This window comes from Roseburia sp. OF03-24, assembly GCF_003463035.1.
Classification (GTDB): domain Bacteria; phylum Bacillota; class Clostridia; order Lachnospirales; family Lachnospiraceae; genus Roseburia; species Roseburia rectibacter.
Genome location: NZ_QSCK01000001.1, coordinates 219,034 through 237,533 on the forward strand (window position 1 = coordinate 219,034; position 18,500 = coordinate 237,533).

The 18,500-nt window shown below is 44.2% G+C and carries 17 protein-coding genes and 3 pseudogenes; all 20 read right to left on the reverse strand.

Annotated features, from left to right (window positions below; genetic code table 11):
• Positions 1–7 precede the first annotated feature (7 nt).
• The gene (gene mobV / locus DXA60_RS01060; protein ID WP_001820668.1) at positions 8–973 is read right to left on the reverse strand and encodes a MobV family relaxase; all 966 of its coding nucleotides are present in this window, start codon (positions 971–973) and stop codon (positions 8–10) included.
• 517 nt (positions 974–1,490) lie between these two features.
• A pseudogene (locus tag DXA60_RS01065) lies at positions 1,491–2,523 on the reverse strand (AAA family ATPase).
• A 154-nt stretch (positions 2,524–2,677) separates the two neighbouring features.
• Positions 2,678–3,152: pseudogene (locus DXA60_RS01070) on the reverse strand (RNA polymerase sigma factor).
• A gap of 83 nt (positions 3,153–3,235) precedes the next feature.
• A complete protein-coding gene (locus tag DXA60_RS01075) occupies positions 3,236–3,661 on the reverse strand; it encodes a sigma-70 family RNA polymerase sigma factor (RefSeq protein WP_000323895.1) in 426 nt (141 codons plus the stop codon).
• A gap of 94 nt (positions 3,662–3,755) precedes the next feature.
• The gene (locus DXA60_RS01080; protein ID WP_105116765.1) at positions 3,756–4,265 is read right to left on the reverse strand and encodes a sigma-70 family RNA polymerase sigma factor; all 510 of its coding nucleotides are present in this window, start codon (positions 4,263–4,265) and stop codon (positions 3,756–3,758) included.
• Between the two features lie 599 nt (positions 4,266–4,864).
• Positions 4,865–6,085 carry a tetracycline efflux MFS transporter Tet(40) gene (gene tet(40), locus DXA60_RS01090; protein WP_024407615.1) on the reverse strand — a complete coding sequence of 407 codons (1,221 nt, stop codon included), beginning with the start codon at positions 6,083–6,085 and terminating at the stop codon, positions 4,865–4,867.
• Between the two features lie 50 nt (positions 6,086–6,135).
• Positions 6,136–8,055, reverse strand: a complete 1,920-nt coding sequence (gene tet(O), locus DXA60_RS01095; RefSeq protein ID WP_117686175.1) for a tetracycline resistance ribosomal protection protein Tet(O) — start codon at positions 8,053–8,055, stop codon at positions 6,136–6,138.
• 366 nt (positions 8,056–8,421) lie between these two features.
• The gene (locus tag DXA60_RS01100; RefSeq protein WP_001129922.1) at positions 8,422–8,796 is read right to left on the reverse strand and encodes a TnpV protein; all 375 of its coding nucleotides are present in this window, start codon (positions 8,794–8,796) and stop codon (positions 8,422–8,424) included.
• 54 nt (positions 8,797–8,850) lie between these two features.
• A pseudogene (locus tag DXA60_RS01105) lies at positions 8,851–9,093 on the reverse strand (macro domain-containing protein); the annotation flags it as partial.
• Positions 9,094–9,435 carry an arsenate reductase family protein gene (locus tag DXA60_RS01110; RefSeq protein ID WP_117918755.1) on the reverse strand — a complete coding sequence of 114 codons (342 nt, stop codon included), beginning with the start codon at positions 9,433–9,435 and terminating at the stop codon, positions 9,094–9,096.
• 1 nt (position 9,436) lies between these two features.
• Positions 9,437–9,655: an aspartate dehydrogenase gene (locus DXA60_RS01115; RefSeq protein ID WP_117918756.1), complete on the reverse strand. Its 219-nt coding sequence runs from the start codon at positions 9,653–9,655 to the stop codon at positions 9,437–9,439.
• A complete protein-coding gene (locus DXA60_RS01120; protein WP_117918759.1) occupies positions 9,642–10,115 on the reverse strand; it encodes a YaiI/YqxD family protein in 474 nt (157 codons plus the stop codon). The genes DXA60_RS01115 and DXA60_RS01120 overlap by 14 nt, the downstream gene beginning before the upstream one ends.
• Positions 10,116–10,136: 21 nt before the next feature.
• Positions 10,137–10,508: a VOC family protein gene (locus DXA60_RS01125; RefSeq protein WP_117918761.1), complete on the reverse strand. Its 372-nt coding sequence runs from the start codon at positions 10,506–10,508 to the stop codon at positions 10,137–10,139.
• Positions 10,505–10,885, reverse strand: a complete 381-nt coding sequence (locus DXA60_RS01130) for a DUF4186 domain-containing protein (protein WP_117918763.1) — start codon at positions 10,883–10,885, stop codon at positions 10,505–10,507. Before DXA60_RS01130 ends, DXA60_RS01125 begins: the two co-directional genes overlap by 4 nt.
• Positions 10,886–10,889: 4 nt before the next feature.
• Positions 10,890–11,576 (reverse strand): PAS domain-containing protein, encoded by a 687-nt coding sequence (locus tag DXA60_RS01135; protein WP_117918765.1) that lies wholly within the window; start codon positions 11,574–11,576, stop codon positions 10,890–10,892.
• A gap of 135 nt (positions 11,577–11,711) precedes the next feature.
• The gene (locus DXA60_RS01140; protein WP_117918767.1) at positions 11,712–12,638 is read right to left on the reverse strand and encodes a DUF6674 family protein; all 927 of its coding nucleotides are present in this window, start codon (positions 12,636–12,638) and stop codon (positions 11,712–11,714) included.
• Between the two features lie 60 nt (positions 12,639–12,698).
• Positions 12,699–13,388, reverse strand: coding sequence for a SpoVG family protein (locus DXA60_RS01145; RefSeq protein ID WP_005340521.1), 690 nt, complete (start codon positions 13,386–13,388; stop codon positions 12,699–12,701).
• A 33-nt stretch (positions 13,389–13,421) separates the two neighbouring features.
• Entirely contained in the window at positions 13,422–13,790 is a 369-nt protein-coding gene (locus DXA60_RS01150; RefSeq protein ID WP_117918769.1) for a hypothetical protein, read from the reverse strand.
• Positions 13,783–14,400, reverse strand: a complete 618-nt coding sequence (locus DXA60_RS01155) for a class D sortase (RefSeq protein ID WP_117918770.1) — start codon at positions 14,398–14,400, stop codon at positions 13,783–13,785. The genes DXA60_RS01150 and DXA60_RS01155 overlap by 8 nt, the downstream gene beginning before the upstream one ends.
• A 13-nt stretch (positions 14,401–14,413) precedes the next feature.
• Positions 14,414–18,500, reverse strand: a 4,087-nt coding sequence (locus DXA60_RS01160; protein ID WP_158570849.1) for a helicase-related protein, incomplete at its 5' end; no start/stop codon positions are given.

The window sequence follows — 18,500 nt, forward strand, 5'->3', positions numbered from 1 at the left end:
CACATATCTACCTTTCTTTCGCTCTGCTTCTATGATTTTTCTGCAATTCTTCCAACACTTCGGGCGGTATTTTTGACAGCAGCCGCCCCATCTGCTCGTTGGTTCTCTGCAATTCAAATATCTTCTGATTCGCTTTCTGCACCTTTAGTTCCTGCTCGTACTTTTCATCACGCATACGCCCCGCATAGTCTGATTCCTGCCCAATTCTCTCTTTCAAACTGTCGATATACGCCTGCTGTTTCCCGATTTCCTTAGAGAATTTCTCCACGTCTGGCAGCCATGCAGAGAGTAAATCTAACGCTTTATCCCTTTTCTTCCCTGCGTTAAAGGCGTTGATGTCGGATAGGGCAGACACGATTTCTTCATACTGTTTATCAAGCCTGCCGCCTAATTTATAGAGCCATGTGGGGACGTGTTTCCGCTTGGTTTCCATTGAGGACTGCCCCCGTTCAAGCTGATTCCACCGTGAGGACATCCGCTCATGGTAGGCGGTCTGCCACTCGGATAATGATTTCTGGTTGCCTAAGATAGCTTTCGCTGACAGCTTATTGTCTGGCGTAATCGGCACAAAGCAGAGGTGCATATGGGGCGTTCTCTCGTCCATATGGACGACAGCGGAGAGGATATTCTGCTTTCCAACACGCTCCGAAATGAAGTCAAGAGCCGTCTGGAAATACGCTTTTTGTTCTTCGGGCGGTAACTGGTTCATAAATTCTGGTGAAGCTGTGATGAGCGTTTCCACCATCATCACGCTGTCTTTCCTTGTCCTGCACCCCGCTTCGGCTACCATGCGGTTAATCTCTTTCTTGTAGGTGTACTTTGGTGGTGCTATGAGATGGTAATTGTTTTTAGAGCGTTCCATATCTATATCTGGGTTGCTTTTGTAGGCTTCTTTCTTCCGCTCGTTGTGGCGTTCACAAGCCGCAACGCCGCCCGCTTTTCGTTTCTGGAAACGCAGGATTGCATAAGGCATAGGCGGATTCCTCCTTTCTTTCGGCGGGTGACCGTCCTTTGGGGTGACAGCGGTGACGGTGGTGACAGCAGTTTTGGGATACCCCCTGCCGACTGCCGCAACTGTCACCCTCACCCCCTGCATGACGGTCATGTCGATGATGACGGTGTTTTTGGGATACCCCCCTCGCAAGAGCCGTCACCGTCATGCCGCCATTCTTTTATCCGAAGCCGTAAGGCGTAGGATAGCAGGGCACAGCCCTGCCTTAAGGGAGTCCAGAGGGAACGTCTGGCACACGACTTTGCAGGGCAAAGTGTAGTGTGTTACACCCTGTAAACGCAGTCGGAAAAATCGGAATGATTTTTCTGACCGCAGGGGTGGTTTTACACGACCGAAAAGGGCGAGTAAATCTCACGCCTGCATTTTGCGTTTACGGGGTGTTCTCCCGTAGGGATGACAGCGGCAGGGTATCCTAAAATCACTGTCACCACCGTCACTGCTGTCACCCGCAGGGCAGAGCCGCCAGCTTTACATGGCTTTAAGCGTCAATGACAGTAACAGGGGGGTATCCTAATATCGCTGTCACCACCATCACCGCTGTCACCCGCCCTCCTTGCAAGGGCAATCCGCCTGCCGTCTTTCCTGCGGCTGTACTGGTAGCAGATACGGTTCTCGCTTAAAAATGTGGTGCGGTATTCATTCAGCCATTTCGTAATCACCGTGGGTATGGTTTCCGTTTCCCCCATAGCGGCTAACAGTTCCGTTGCCGTGCCTATCCATTCTTCCTTATCCCTCATAAAATCCACCAACCGAAAAAGGACATCTGGTATCGTTTCTTTCGCAAGCTGCTCCTGCGTTTTCCGCTCCACAAGCTCCCAACGGCAATCACGGAAACGCAGCGTGTATTCCTGATAAGGCGTGTCCCTGCCCGTCACATACAGCTTGGCGGTGTCAGACGCACGTTTCTCCTTTTCCAGAACAAAGGTAGCGTCCGCACTCCCCGTTAATCCTGTCGTCCCAGACACCTTGTTGAACACGTCGCTGTCATTCTGCTTTCGGATGTGGTGTACGACAATGACCGCCAGAGAGTGCCTGTCGGCAAAGTCTTTGATGAGGGAGATGTCCCCATAGTCGCTTGCATAGGCATTGTCTTTTGAAGCTGTACGGACTTTCTGCAAGGTATCAATGACAATGAGCCTGCTGTCTGGGTAATCTTTCAGATAATCTTCAAGCTGCACGATAAGACCGTCTGACAGCTTGCAGCTTGCCACGGCAAAGTGGAGCCGCCCGCTTGCTTCGTCCGTCAAACGAAATAACCTGTCCTGTATGCGGCAGAACGTGTCCTCAAGGCAGAGGTAAAGCACATCGCCCTCCATTGTCGGCATATCCCATAAAGGGATTCCCTGCGACACGCATAAGCATAGCTTCAGCATGAGCCAGCTTTTGCCTATCTTCTGTGAGCCGCAGAACAGCGATAAGCCTGTCGGGATAAGGCTGTCCACCACAAAGGATGGTTTCTCAAGCGGTTCATAAAGGAGCGTTTCGGCGTTGACTGTCTGTAACTTCTGCATGGCTTTCCTCCTTTCGGGCGGTGTCTTTGTTTTCGTTGCACATAGGCGTTGACCTCCTTAAAAATAGATTTACTCCCACGGAAAAAAGTGAGAGTATGTAATGCCGCCAATCCCACACAAATAAAAAACAGATTTCTTTTTCGGGCGGTGTCGGTCACGGTTGGAGATATTTCTTCAATTTCCGCCTTTACTTTCTCCTTTGCAATCGCAACAGATTTCTGTATTGCCGAAGCGGTGCAATGCTCCATAGCGGCGATTTGGTAAAAATTGAACTCATACTCGTAGTAGAGCAGGAAACGCCGCCTTTGTATCTCTGGAAGGCTCCCAACCGCCTTATAGAGCGTTTCATTCCGTTCTTCCTCAACCATGCGTTCATCAAGGCTCTTAGGCACACGCAACGCCCGTCTGTAAAGGGTTTCGTCCCATACCTCGTTAAACTCCCTGTGCCGCTCGTCCCATTAGAAAAGATTCCTGTTCCTGCGCTCCATCTGCCGAAACTCCATAAAGAACTGTTCCGACACTTCCAACTCGTGGGATTTGCCCTGCCCGTCCTTAAAGCTGATAAAATACCTTGTGCCGCTTTCCGTGGATTCCTCCCGAAGCGTGTATGCCTTAACCCTGTATGCCATCCTGTTGTCCTCCTGCAAAAAATGAGTGAGGGGATTTCCATCCCTCACCCAGTAGCCCGCAGGATGGCAGGCTGTTTTAGAAGCTATAAAATTTTCCGCAGCTTCTTCCGCAGATGGTCTAACCTCGCATAGATGGCACCAGTCGTCAAATGCACAAGCGGGGCAATCTCCTTTGTGGAATACCCCTGCATTTTCAGCAGGACGATTTTCAAGGTACGCCCGTCCACCGTGACTAATACTTGATAGAGATTTTCGCTCTCAATCTCTTCCAGTAACTCCGCAACCGTACCCACTTCCGCCTGCCGCTCCCTGCCTGCCATGTCCTCAAGATATTCCGCAACGTCATTCGTCCATCGGTAAAACCGCCTGTTGGAATTGAAGTCTGCCCTGTCCGCCATGCGTATCTGCTCAATGGTCGCTTCATCAACGCCGCACTCACGCAGCAGCTTTTCCTCCGCTTCTTTCCAGATACGCCATTTCCTGTCCTCCCGTCCGTGGTTGTATGCCATTCTTACTTCCTCCAATCAGAATTGATTGAGAGGGCAGAGAAAAGCCCCCTCATCTTCCCAAAGGAAAAAACAAGGGGGCTGAACGCCTTAAATTTTAATTTTCTATTATCTTTCTTAGTTTTATTAGGATTCTGGCTTTGCGTTTGTTTACAACGCTCTGGGTTATGCCCAACCTCGCCCCGACTTCACGCTCGGAAAGTCCGTCAAAAAAGATTGCCTGTATCAGCTCCTGTTCACTATCCGACAGCAAAGGCAGGGCGGCTTTCAGCCTGTCCACCATGACCGCATTGACAACGGTTTCTGCAATGTCCACCGCTTCATCAGTGATAAAGTCCAGAGGATTCCCCTCGCTGTCCGTAAATCCGTCGAGAGATAGCAGTCTATTCTTTGTATCTAATTTTTGCAGATAACGCCACCGTTCCTTGTCACGGTAGAAGTCTGTGTATTGCTCCCTCACGACTTCAAGCAGACAGCCTTGAATGGGGATAAACAGCTTGTCCATATAGGTCTGGTCGGATTCCCTGCAACGGCAGAACTCCGTGTAGGATAATTCCACATAGCCGCCACTTTCTCTGATATATACCTTTCTTGGTGCATATTTCACCATAAATACCTCCCATCTGAATTTTTGAAATGTAAAAAATCCAGATGGAGAGGCGGAGAACGACACCGCATATCAGAAACAGCCCTACGGCACTTTCCAACAAAAATCGACAAAAGAAAAACCGCAAAGGCTCTGTGACCTTTACGGTTATAGGAAATAGTAATTCTATTGTATGGAGATTGTACTTCTACTTTCAAGGTGAGAAGTACCGTTGCACTGGCAGAAATTTTTTTAACTGGTTTCCTGCCGTTCTCTGATATGCTATGTATTGATAAATTTTGCTTCGTATGAGCAGATAGATAACTGCCCGAAAAAAGGACATAAAAAAATCCCTCCAAATTTAAAAACAAATTCAGAGGGTAATTTAGGGTATAACAAAATAACCCACCCGAATATCGTTTTTTTTATTTGGTGAGTTTGTTCTTTCAAATACGAAACAAATGCTCATGTACGGTAAAGTATCACAAGAAAATTATGTCGAATTGACAGCCGCCTCCGCTATACCGAATAAGGAAATAAAGAGTCCTCAAATTTTGCGCTACTAAATGAAGACGAGCGGAAGTAATCTCCCGCTCGTCAGTAAACTTAACTATGCCATATCAATCCCGCTTCTTTCCCGCCACCGGCACTAAGAACAGCGCGGGCAACAGCAGGAAAGCGGTACAGACCAGCCCCCAGGGTATGGACACCTGCTGGGCTACCAGCCCCACAATAGGCCCGCCGATGATCTGCCCGAAAGAGTCCAGCTGTCCGCTGGTGGAAAAGACTGTGGCGCGCATTTTCTCATCCACATGGTCGTTCATCCAGGCGGCCAGCACAGGCTCCTTGATGGTGCGCATAAGCCCCGCCAGCAGGAACACCAACAACATGAACCAAAAGCTCCGCCCCACCGCGAAGAGAACCAGGCACAGGATATACCCGGCACTGGTGGACATGACCACACTGGTTCGGCTGACAGTCCCTTTTTTCTCCATGCGGGCGATGAGCAACTGAGAAGCCAGAATACCTAAGCCGTTGCCGATAAGACTGATAACACCGAACCAAGTGACGCTGTTCAGCGGCCCGATAACGGGTATTACCGTGTCATCCAGAAAATGAGCGGTGGAGAGCCGGTCAAAGCCTTCACTGGCAAGTCCCCCGCATAGTGTGATTGCTAAGAGCGCCAGCAACACAGGTGCGCCTTTCACAAAGCCCAGGTTGAGCTTGAACAGGCAGACAAAGTCTTTAAGCAAGCCCTGCCGTTCCTCAATAGCAGGGGAGAAGTTGGTTTCTGGCATGATGCGAACCATCACCAGCCCCAACAACAAGCACAAACTGCCCCCCAAGATGACAGGCATTTGCAGGTTTATGTTTCCCAGCAGTGTGCCCAGCACCACGCCCAGAACGCCGCCGATTTGCCCCATTTGACTGCCCCGCAGGAACACCTTGTCTATGGGTTTGTCCTCTTCCTCCGAGGCAATCCACGCCTCCAGAGCGCCGGTGATGAAGGTATCACCGCAACCCCAGACAACCTGGGCCAGCAGAACCGGCGCGAACCACGGTAGCGCACCCTCCATCAGAAAGCCCAGGCCGTAGAGGAACATTCCAATCAGCACCGAGCGCCGACGGCTATACAAATCCGCCACCACACCGGTGGGTATCTCGAACAGAAAGCAGGAGGTCTCCAGAACCGTCCCTACCAGGACAAGCTGGAAAGCATCCAGCTGCACCACCTCCAGGTGGTACACGATGGAAAGCACTGTGGACATAGAAACCGCCAGGGAACAGACAAATCGGAACAGCAGGTAGACAGAATATGCCTTTGAATTTTTAGCAAACATGAAGTTACATTCTCCTTTCAAATCTCATTTTATATGACTTTTGCAAGCTGTTAAGCTAACTTGTGGAACATATGCCGAACCTTATCTATACGGCTATTCGGGCGGCGGGGTTGGCAAATAAATTTACCAATAGCTGGCTGGTATCCTTTTAACTCTGTCAAGCAGACTCCCTGCCCATTTGTGAAATAAGTTAAATCGTTCCTGTATTCTTGAATACATCTAGCAGGGATTTCTCCTTTCAGAATGACCTCGTCATTCTTTATCTGAGTACTTACAATATCTGCACAATACCTTGGAGCATCATGATACGCCCGTGAGAGATATTCCTGCGGTGCATAAATTTCAAAGTGGAGATATGGCTCTAATAGTTCTGTCCCTGCTTTTTTTAAAGCCTGCTCCAATACGATAGGGGAAAGCAGCCGAAAGTCTGCGGGGGTACTTACAGGACTATAATACAATCCATATTCAAAACAGATTTTACAGTCTGTCACTTTCCATCCATACAGCCCCTGCTCGCAGCCATAAAGAACCCCCTCCATAACCGCATTTTGGAACGATTGATTTAAATATCCAAGTGAAACTCTGCTTTCATACTGCACTCCGCTTCCAATAGGGAGCGGCTCTATGGACAACCCGACAGAAGCCCAGAAAGGATTTGGCGGGACTTCTATGTGGATGGTATATTCTGCTTTTCTAAGCGGTCTTTCCATATATATAACAGTAGGCTCTTTTATTTCTGCCTCCACATGATATTTTTCCTCAAGGATGGCACAAATGACTTCCATCTGCACATTCCCCAAAAAAGAAAGTATAATCTCATGCGTTGTAGTATCCACATAATATTTTAAAAGAGGGTCGCCATCTGAAATTTCTGTAAGTGCCCCAAGCAATATTTCCCGCTGTTCAGGTTTCTTTACTGCAATCGTTGTTTGGAGCATAGGGAGAGGATTTTCAATAAATTTTCTCTGCGGCAACAGCATTTCGTTCCCCAAAATACTGTTTAGCTGCAAAACATCATTTGGTAAAATTACAATATCACCAGAGCAGGCTGTATCGGATGGATATAATTCACCGTTTGTCGGAACACACATCTCTGTGATTTTTATTTTCTCTTTTTCAGATATTCTAATAACATCCCTCAAATGCAATGTTCCGCTATATATACGCACATAAACAAAACGCCGCCTTTTCTCTGAATATTCAATCTTAAAAACCTGCCCGCATAATTCAGATTGACCTTCAGGCGTTGATGAATAAAATTTACTGGCAATCACTTCTATAAGCTGCCGAATCCCCAGATTGTTTTTAGCGCTTCCGTGATAAACGGGAAATAACGTTCCGTTTTGGAATCTCCTGTTTTCTTCCTGTTCCAGTTCTGACATTTTAAACGGTTTCCCTGACATATATTTCTCTAATAGTTCATCGTTTCCCATAATTACCGCATCCCACTGTTCCATATCGTCATTGTCCGTTACATTTATATGGGGATGCTGCCCAACCTTTTGCTTCACTATAATTTCCGAAGAAAGCTTTGCTTTCATTTCCCGATATACCATTGGCAAATCAATCCCCTCTTGGTCAATTTTATTGATGAAAAAAATTGTCGGAATCTTCATTATCTGTAGTGCATGAAACAGTATACGGGTCTGTGCCTGTATGCCATCCTTTGCAGAAACTAATAATACTGCTCCGTCTAATACGGATAAAGAACGGTATACTTCCGCCAAAAAATCCATATGGCCTGGCGTATCTATAATGTTGACTTTTACATCCTCCCACTGAAAAGATGTCACTGCTGTCTGGATAGTGATTCCCCTTTGACGCTCCAAATTCATTGTATCTGTCCTTGTTGTGCCTTCATCTACGCTCCCTAGTTCTGCAATTGCACCACTGGTATACAATAAACTTTCCGTTAATGTTGTCTTTCCTGCGTCAACGTGAGCCAGAATGCCTAAGTTAATTATTTTCATGTGATTTTCCTCCTATCAACACCCAAAAAAGGGCATAAAAATACCCAGTGATAAATACTCCTATCACTGGGTAAATAACTCCAATAGCCCCAAAACACTTATATGTTTTCGGGCATATAAAATTACATGATAAAAGTATTCTTAAACTGGGTACAAAAAACTAAGCCCCATATTAAAAGTGAAACGGGACTGCTACTTTTTGTTCCCACTATCAAATTGACAGTTTATTTAAGAATACCTTGCCGCATATTTATTAACTCCTTGTATAATACTGAATCTAATTATATTCCTTAACCCTTTATTTGTCAAGCTGACAAACTAAAGCAGAAAAAGCGGCAGGATTTCCCCCTGCCACTAATCATCTGTTTATGCAAAAATAATTTCCTTTTCCACAATCTCCCTCGCACAAGCCCTTATGTTATTGAGGCATCCTGTCCATTCTAAGGCGTTTTCTGCCTTTAGCTGTTCCGTTATGCCCTGTGCCTGTTTCATACCCTCTATGAGCCTTTCAAAGCGTTCCTGTGCCTGTCTGTTGATGTCGGCAAGGTAGGCGTTTAGCCTGCCGCTTGTAAGAAGATTGGTGTATGTAACTTTACGGTACTGTTTTAGATAATCTAAATGCCGTTGCCCCCAGATGCCTATTGCCTGTTCTTCTTCGGCGGGTACAGTTAAGCACGGTATCAAATAATCCCCTTGCCTTTCGTATTTGCCGCCCAGTTCCTCAAATAATGATTTTGCCATTGTCTGTTACCTCCACATTCTTTTTTATTTTGAATGTCCGCAAAATCCGTCCTACATCGGTCCTACAGTATGTATCACATAATCACATGACAGATTATATCCTTTTGTTATCTTTGCTTCTCCAGTCTCACATCCGTGTAGTGTCCTGCACTCCGCCAGAAGCTCCGGTCCTGCTGCTCTATGAATTGCACCATCTACACCGCCTCCGCCAAGAAGAGAGTTATTTGCTGCATTCACAATTGCCTGCACATCTGTTACTTTTGTTATATCTCCCATTAAAGTCTTAATTAAGTACATTTAGTTCCATCCTTTCCAGATATCCGGCTGATAACCAAATGTTGATTGCTTTCCGTTTCTTACTACTGGTGTTTTAATTACTTGTGGATTCTCAAGCACTTTTTCAAGCTTATCTTCATCTGCGATATACTTAATAAGAGCAAGTAAATCTTTGTCCTTACCATCCCAGTTAACCATATTTTCTAATCCACCATTTGCCTGAGCTACTGAATTAAATTCTCCTTTGCTCATACCTTTTTCTTTCATATCAATGAACTGATACTTTATGCCCCGCTCCTTGAAAAAACGCTCCGCCTTCTTAGTATCATTGCATTTCTTTGTTCCAAATATCTGTATATTCATATCAGTATTCCTTTTCTATCTCTCCATCTATTCCATACATTTTCTTGAATGCATCAAGGTCTGCCTGGTTCTTAATCAGCATAACCTCTTCTATTTTACCTGTATGAATATCCTTAAAACCTGCAACTTGTTCACCATTACATATGCTGGCCTTAATTACCGGTTTCTTATTTTCCTTATCATATGTCTTTGTAACTGTCTTTTTCCTAAATAGTCCCACTTTGAGCACCTTCTTTTGACTTTGCCATCAGTATAAGTTTTTCAAAGGACTGTGCAAAGCGTACATCATCTTCTTCCGTATGCTTTCTCGGTCCTTTCATATGATTCTTATGAGAGCTGCGTCTTGCCTTCTTGTTAAGATGTCGCTCCATAAGCATCTGATCTATGTTCTCATTCGTGTACCACTTGCCTGATTGGTGAATAACATATGCACCTTTCCCAAGTGCCATTGCAGCGACACCATAATCCTGCGATACTACTACATCCCCTTTATGACATATGCTAATTAGTTTATAATCTACTGCATCTGCTCCTGCGCCTACCACAATCACCTCACTGTAATCAGAATACAAAATATGATTCGTATCACACAGCAATGTGATGGAAATATTGTATTTCTCTGCTATTGTCTCAACAATGTCCACTGCCGGACACGCATCCGCATCTACAAATATCTGCATTTTTTCTCAAATCCGCTTTCTTCAGTTGTGGCTAACTGGTGTTCGTACTTCTATAAGATTTCCTGATGGATCATAAAATCTTACAAGCTTCTGTCCACATTCAAGTTCCATTAAATCCGTAACATAACTTACAACATACTTGCCAGACTCCAGTTTTTCAATAATACCTTCTATATCATTATCTTCAAAATAAAGTTCTGTCATATTGTTATGTGGAGTTGTATGTATTTTTGTACTATCATACCATACATCTACATCCTGCAATACAAGCCCCTCTGACATTATCACATTACCTTCCTGCCTTGTAATCACACGCAGTCCAAACAGTTCTTCATAAAAATCAATTGATTCGTCAATGTTATCAACAATAATCAATACATTTTTCAAACTCATATTTTATGTTCCTGCCTCTCCATTTCTTTTTGAATCCATGTCATAATTACATCTACAAGATAATCCTGCTGCACCTGACTTAGTTCCTTGCCAGGCTGCATTTTATGCCACTTTCGGATGCGCTCCCTGCAGCATGTTGCTGTAGCGTGCTGAGCAATAAATACTGGATGTCCACGCATTGGTGTCTGTTTGCCATCATTTGCTATATATGCCGGAGCTTCTCTCTTTGCAATAAAATCCTTTGCATGTTGTCTTATTGTATCAAGACCTTTTTCATTTATGTAATCAATATCTTTCTGCTTCAGATGGAAACTGCTTCTGAACTTGGAATTATCCAGTCTCTCAAATAACTGCTTGTACCATTCATCCTTAGTCATATCATCACCACAAATCGTATGGTTTCATGGTTTCTGAATTTCGATATTCATGTTTCTCATAATATCCTATCAGATTACCCTCATCTCTGAGTGCCACCATGTAAACATCTTTATTCTGTTTCTCATTATGAAAAGTATAAACGATATTATGTCTTTCATCTGCTGCAAACCAGTCCACTACCTGCTGTATTCTATCTCTTGATTCCGGATTATGGCAGTCTAACAGGCTTCTTCCGATAAGTTTGTCGCCTCCTCGCTTCGCATAGCTGGTAACAGCTGCCGGATTCATGTAGATAATCTCATGTTTGAGATTGCATATAACAACGGATGCCCTGTCCTGATCAACAATGCTCTTATAAAAGCTGACATATGATTTAAACTCAATCAACTTTTCACTATCAAGCCTCTTCTGAAGTTGTGGTTTCTTTCTTCGATAATAATCGTATATCTCTCCATCTGGTATCCAGATTTGTGCCTCATTTATCTTATCAAGTACAGCTTCAACAATCTGTTCATCAGCTAATGAATCCGGGGCTTTTTCATGTTCTGCTACATATTTTTTATATTCTTCATACACCCAGCCTGTAATCTTATCCTTCTGTTTCATCTTGAGATTACTAAACTTCTTGTTCATCTGTAAAAGCTGACCATCTATCTTTTTATGTGTTTTTGTCTTTTTACTTTTTGCCAAATTTCTCCCACCTTTATATAATTAATAACTTTTGCTAGTATAGCGCATGTTTCGCATTTATCTTTTCACATTATAACATCTATCAAATTGATCCGCACTAAAAAAGGACGCAGAATCTCTCCCACGTCCTCAAAACTATCTGGCTTTATCTTCTCTTACCTTTGATACTTCCTTATGTGCCGCTTCCTGCTTCACCTCATCCACACCTCTAGCATCAAATGCATCTGCATTATACTGATACTCCTGTGGTTCAGCAACCATCGGTGAATATACAACCTCTGCTTCCACTCGCTCAGCTTCTGCCCTCTCCGGCTCTGTCTGTTCCTGTTCCTTTGTTTTCACATTCTCCATATACTTTTCCTTATCAAGCTGCACATTCATAGCCAGATTATCCAGCTTATCTATAGATGCATCCAAATGCAGCTCCATTGATACAAACAACTTTCTCACTGCTTTCATAGGTGCAAGCACCGCCTTTGTAATGGGATGTTTCTGCTCTTTCTGTGAATAATCCACCTCTGGCTTGTCAGCAAAAGTACGGAATGCATTAGCTGCTGTCTGACCAGCTTCACGAAATCCTTTTGTAAGAAGCGCTGTCTTTGCTATATCCTTATCCGTGGTCTTGATTGCACCTCTTACATTCTCTCGGATATCAAGAAGCCTTTTCTTAATTGCTAAGAACTCCGACACCCTGTATAATGCAGTTCTTCCCTTTGCCTTTGCTTCATCAACTATGCTCTTTGCTGTAGATTTGACCTGTTCTTTCACTTCTAATACCTGTGACTTTATCTGCTCACATCTGGTATTAAGTCGCTCCTGTGCTTCTGACAATGCCTTTTTTGCATTATTGACAAGTGTATCTTCCTGCATTTCTTTGATCTGGTTCTGCATGTTGGTGAGTTCTTCCATCATGGAATCAATCTTTTTCTCCAGACCATCCACATAACTGCATATTTCAAATACATCATTTGCCTGCTCTTTCATGGTATTCTTTTTTAGTAATTTGAGAAGTTCCCTTATAACCTCCTCATTGGTAAGTGTTTTTCCTGCTTCCATATCCATTCTGTTTCCTCCATTCTGTAAATGGGGCAGCCTTGGCCGCCCCTGTACTCTGATTACTGATTATCGAAAGGGCGTCGCCTCTTTGTCCTTCTCTTTATCGGGATTGCCATGATGTTTCTCTGCACTCTCTCTTGCCTTTTCGTTGCTCTTATCCTTTGCTTTCTCATATTCAGAGATAATCTCATTATAGAGTTTTTCCCTGAAATCCTTTGTGACCGGATAGCAGACATCCTGATAGATTGGCTTGCCCTGCTCATCCACCTGCTTTGTCTTATAAGAAGGCATTGATACAAAGATTTTCTCTTTACCCTGCACGATATTGATATTATTTACGATGAAACTGTTTTCAAAATAAATGCGTGCAAGTCCCTTGATGTTACTACCTTCCCTCTCATAAGGTGTCACAGTTACGGAAAACTCCGGCATTTCCTGTGTACGCTCCTGCTTCTGTGTCTCCTCTTTCTCCGGTTCCTTAATTCTTGCATAGGCATCAAGGATATTGGTATAGAGTTCCTCTCGAAACTCTGCTGTAATAGGATTGCACACATCCTTATAGATCACACCGTTGCTTTCATCACGCTCATTGGAGCGGTATCTTGGCATTGATACGAAAAGCTCTCCCTTATCCTTATTCTCAAGGATTGCAATATTGGTGATCTTAAATGAATCACCGAATACCACTGTTGCAAATCCTTTGATATTGCTGCCCTCTTTTGCCCTTACTTCGTTTACCTTAATTGAATACTTCATATGCTATTCCTCGCTTTCTTTTTGTTCTTTGTTTTACTCCGGTATGATAAACTCACACCAAAGCTGTTCTATCTGTTCACAAGACAATCTGCCATTTAACCAGTTGCCAAGTGTAACGACCATTCCGTCCTGCTCATAGTAGAGCCACTCCTGTGTTTCAATGTTCCCCTCATACACGATGGTCACATCAAAATCAGGCATAAATAATCCTTCCACTGCATCCCATACACAGGCTATTCCCTGTCTGAGTGTCAGATTCAGGCTTTCGACATACACAGACCAGCCGCTTACGACTATCTGAAATTCATCATCAATCTCTGCAATATCATCCTCGATGTCAATTAGCTCTTCCATTTCCGATACTGCCTCTTCTATCTCACCTAACCGGTATCTCTTATTCATCCATCTCCGCCTCCTTATAAATGCACCTGACTACAAAACGCATGGTTCCTTTCTGGGAACAGGTAAAAAGAGTTAGTTCTTTTTCATCACCCTGTGTCTTGATGCTGTTATCATACGGATTTACTACATCTGTCTCTGTTACCTCATAGATATGCTTCTGTCCATTTTTGTCGGTTATCATTACTTCATCACCTATGGATATCTGACTTAGTGGTGTAAAAAATGTGCCATATCTGCTGCCATTGTGACCGCACAATACACAGTTGCCACTCTCCCCAATCCCTGCTGTTTCTTCTATATGACCGATCCCGGCATTAAGCACTTTACTTGTGGTTCCTTCCATTACCGGATACCGGATATCTATGCCCGGTATCTCAATGATACCGATAACACCGCCTTCTTTAAAAATGGCTTCATCCTCTTCACTAATGGAGGTTTGCTCTTCCTCCACACCTGTTTCTTCATCGTAATCATCCTCCAATGTCTGCTCAAATTCACTTATGAGCTGTTCTGTCTGTTTTTCTCCTGTTGCCCGCCAGAAAAAAGGGACTGCCATAATGGCAATCCCTGCTGTAATCAGTAGTCCTGCGACCACTTTTCTTATGCTCATATTATTCACTCTCCTATCGTGTTCTGCCCTCTCTGTCGGCTGGATAAGCACCTTTATCCTCTGCCACAATTGCTGCAGATTCCATCCTGTCATCTGTTTCTCTTTCTTTCTCCGGTCCGCTCAGGTCTGCATCCACAGCCTTTGCGTTCTCAAGGTCAAGCTGAGCATTCAGTTCACACTGCCTTGCCAGTTTTTCTTCCAGTTCCTTGCTGTATGCAAATGGCTTGTCATACTCTGCCTTTGAAGCTTCAAGGTCATTCTGGTACTGCTCAATCTTCTTTTCTAAGAAATCAATGTTCTCATGGAGTCCATTGAACAGGTTTTCCAGCTTTACCATGCTGCCGACCGGACTTGTGGAAAGTTCTGCCTTGTACTCAGTCTTTCCACGAAGCACCATATAATTGATGTCAAGGAAGTTCTTTTCCACAAGCAGCTCAAATCCATGGAACTTGCCGATTGCAGTTGTCTCTCCGGTCTTGCATTTGCTGATTGCTTCAAGCATCATCGTTCCGCCATCCACACGCTCAGTGTAAGTTGCTTTGCCTATAGTAATGGCAAATTCCGGATTATCAATCAGCTCCTTATCCCTTGCCTTTACATCCTCACGGACATTGGCAAGCTTTTCTGTTGCTGTCTTAATGAGCTTCGGGTACTTAATCATAAAGTTGTCCTGAAGTCCATATCTCTGATTGTCATAGGATGCCTTTAAGAGCTTTAATCTCTGGACATCATTGTCAATCTCCATCTTTTCTTTGATCAAAGGATTACCTGTGGCAACCGCCTTAATCTCTGCATAGGAAAGTGTTGCCTCGTCGATATCCTCGCAGCTTCGGCTTACTGCCTTGCTTGTCATAACCTGACTGATGAAACGCTGCTTATTTTCAACGAGCGACCAGTTGTATGCATCAAAGGTTCCTTTGGTGACATATCTGTAGATTGCCACCTCTTCATTTTCGTTGCCTTGTCGTATGCCTCGTCCTTCCCTCTGTTCAATAGAAGAAGGCTTCCACGGACAATCCACATGATGCATTGCAACAAGGTGTGTCTGCACATTGACACCCGTTCCACACTTGTCCGTTGAACCAATAAGAACTTTCTTTTTACCTGTCCTCATCTCCTTAAAAAGTGCATCCCTCTGTGCATCTGTCTTGGCATCATGGATAAATGCTATCTCTTCTGCCGGAATACCATACTGGATAAGAGTTTCCTTCAGATAATCATAAATAGTGAAGTCCTTATCCGGTCCCGGTGTGCCGATATCCGAAAAAATAAGCTGGCAGCCTATATGACCGTTGGCATTTCCTTTCTCATATTCTTTCCACACATTTTCTGCTACCTTATTGAGCTTTCCGTCAGGATTATTTGGTGCATCCTTATCAATCAGTCTTGCATCTGTTCCAAGAAGTCTTGCCTCATGGGTAATCTTTAAGAAGTTATCCACACTTGGATCAACTCCACCACCTCTGATACGCTCTGCCCTCACAACAAAGTCTTCCATAACCTGCTTCACATACCAGTCAGGCTCCGACTCCACAATAATAGGCTTGCCTCCTCTGAGGGCTGGCACATCAAGGTCAAGCATGTCTGCGGTCTGCACATCAGCTACCTCTCTAAAGATATTCATAAGCTCCGGCAGATTCGTAAACTTATTAAACCTGCTCTTAAAACGGAAACCGCTTCCCTCTACAGTAAGCTCAAGTGCTGTTGTCACTTCACCAAAGTTCGCTGCCCATGAATCAAAGTGATAAATCCCCATCTCTTCAAGTGCCGCTTTCTGTAAGTAAAGCTGCATGACATACATCTCACACATGGTATTGGATATTGGCGTACCTGTCGCAAACACAATGCCTCTGCCATCATTTATCTCAGACAAATACTGGCATTTAAGCTGCATATCCGTTGACTTCTTCGCTCCACTGCTGCTGATACCTGACACATTATTCATCTTGGAAAAAATCGCAAGGTTCTTAAAATTGTGCGCTTCGTCAACCATGATAGAGTCCACACCAAGTTCCTCAAAGGTTATAAGGTCATCCTTCCTGCTCTCATCTGATAAGGATTTCAGCTGCTCCTCCAGCTTTTTCTTCTGGCTTTCCATCTGTTTTACAGTCCAACGCTCCCCGTTACGCTCCTTCATCTCATCAATCGCATAGCTGATTTCATCAATCTGCTCATTGAGCATTCTTTCCTTTCTCTCTGCTGAGATCGGGATTTTTTCAAACTGCGAGTGCGACATGATGATACAGTCATAGTCACCTGTTGCAATCCTTGATACGAACTGCTTCCTGCGGCTCTTTTCAAAATCACGCTCTGTGGCAACCAGGATATTTGCTGACGGATAAAGCCTTAAAAACTCTGATGCCGTCTGACCGATAAGTGGCTTTGGAACAACCATGATCGTCTTATTGGCAAGTCCGAGTCTCTTCTGCTCCATGCAGGCAGCCATCATCTCAAAGGACTTTCCGGCACCAACGCAGTGTGCCAACAGGGTGTTTCCTCCAAGAAGGATTCTTGCCACCGCATTCTTCTGATGTGGCTTTAACTCAATCGCCGGATTCATTCCCGGAAACTGTAAGTGACTTCCATCATACTCACGCAGACGGATGTTATTGAATGTCTCGTTGTAATACTCCACATATTTCTGTCTTCGCTCCGGCTCTGCAAACAGCCATTCCTTGAACTTCTCCTTGATCATGTTCTGCTTTTCCCTTGCAAGCATTGTCTCATTCTTATTGACTTCGTAATGATATTTGCCATCACCGTCATCAATCCTATCCCTTACTGTTACAGTTTTAAGATTCAGCGTATCCTCAAAAATAGAATAAGCATCCATGCGGCTTGTACCATAAGTCTTAGTAGCTGCCACTGAATGCTTATCCATGCTCTTATTCTCGATGAACCATTCCATGCTCATCTTATTTAAGTGTACCTGAATGCCTGTATTGTAAAACTGGCTTCTGACTGCCCTTGCTCTTCTTGGTGTATTGAGAAGCTCATAGATAAACTGCTCATAATCAAGCGACTCAATCCATGTCGTACCAATCTTTACATCAATATCCGAAGCTTCAATCCATTCCGGCTGCACCTTTTCAAGTGCTGCCACATTGCCTGCAAATCTTTCTGCCTGCGGATTGTCTGTATCAGCCGCCATAGCCTTTGCTACACGAAGTTTGTCTCTCACATTTCCCGAAAGATACTCGTCTGCTGTCTCCCAGCCGATGTCGGGATTGTTCTCGTTGTAGCGGTCTGGATTGAGGAAAACCAGTCCGTCCAGCTCTTCCACAAGAACTGCCCTTTTAAGCTCTGCCAAAGCATCATCACTTAGCGTTATCTCATCCACTGTCTGTCCGGACTTTTCTGCAAGTTCTTCCTTTGCATTAATAATATCCGGCTCATAGATAGAAAGCATATAGGCAAGATTTACATATCCAAATTCATTGACGGATACATTTAATGCTTCCACAGCGGTCTCCACTCTGTCTATGACTGTCTTTGCCTTAATCGTCTGCTTATAAAACATATCCGCTTTTTTCACCTCCCCATCTTCGTTTACTTCCTCAAGGCTGCAAAGAAGTGGATAATCGCTGTCATCCCTGAATGCTATTCTGTTTGCTTTTGAAGTAATGGCTCCATACTGCTTTACGAAGGCATCATATTTTACATTAAGAAGTTTCTGCTTATCAGAAAGCTCCTCCTCGCTGCAGCCATCCATCTGGATATCAATCAGCTCTCTTGTTATCTGTCTGATTTCATCAAGGCTTCGGATTCGCTCTTCGGCAGTCTGTGATACTTCTTTTTTTACCATCTCGGAATTTTCCCTGTAATAGAGTTTTCCTTCAAAAAATGTGTAAGTGTAGTTTCTCACATCCGGATCAGCCGGGATAACTTCCTCCGTCTGCTCCGCCTCATCTGCCACTCTCTCAAAATCTGTCATCTGGGCTTTGATATTACCGATAGCCTTATTGAGAGTCTCATACATATTGAAGTTCTCATCATTATTCACACAGACTGTATATCTGCTGTCCTGTCCGTAAATCCTTGTGTCATATTCCATAGATCCAAGCATCATCTCCGGATGCTCTGCAAAATAAGAGTTGACT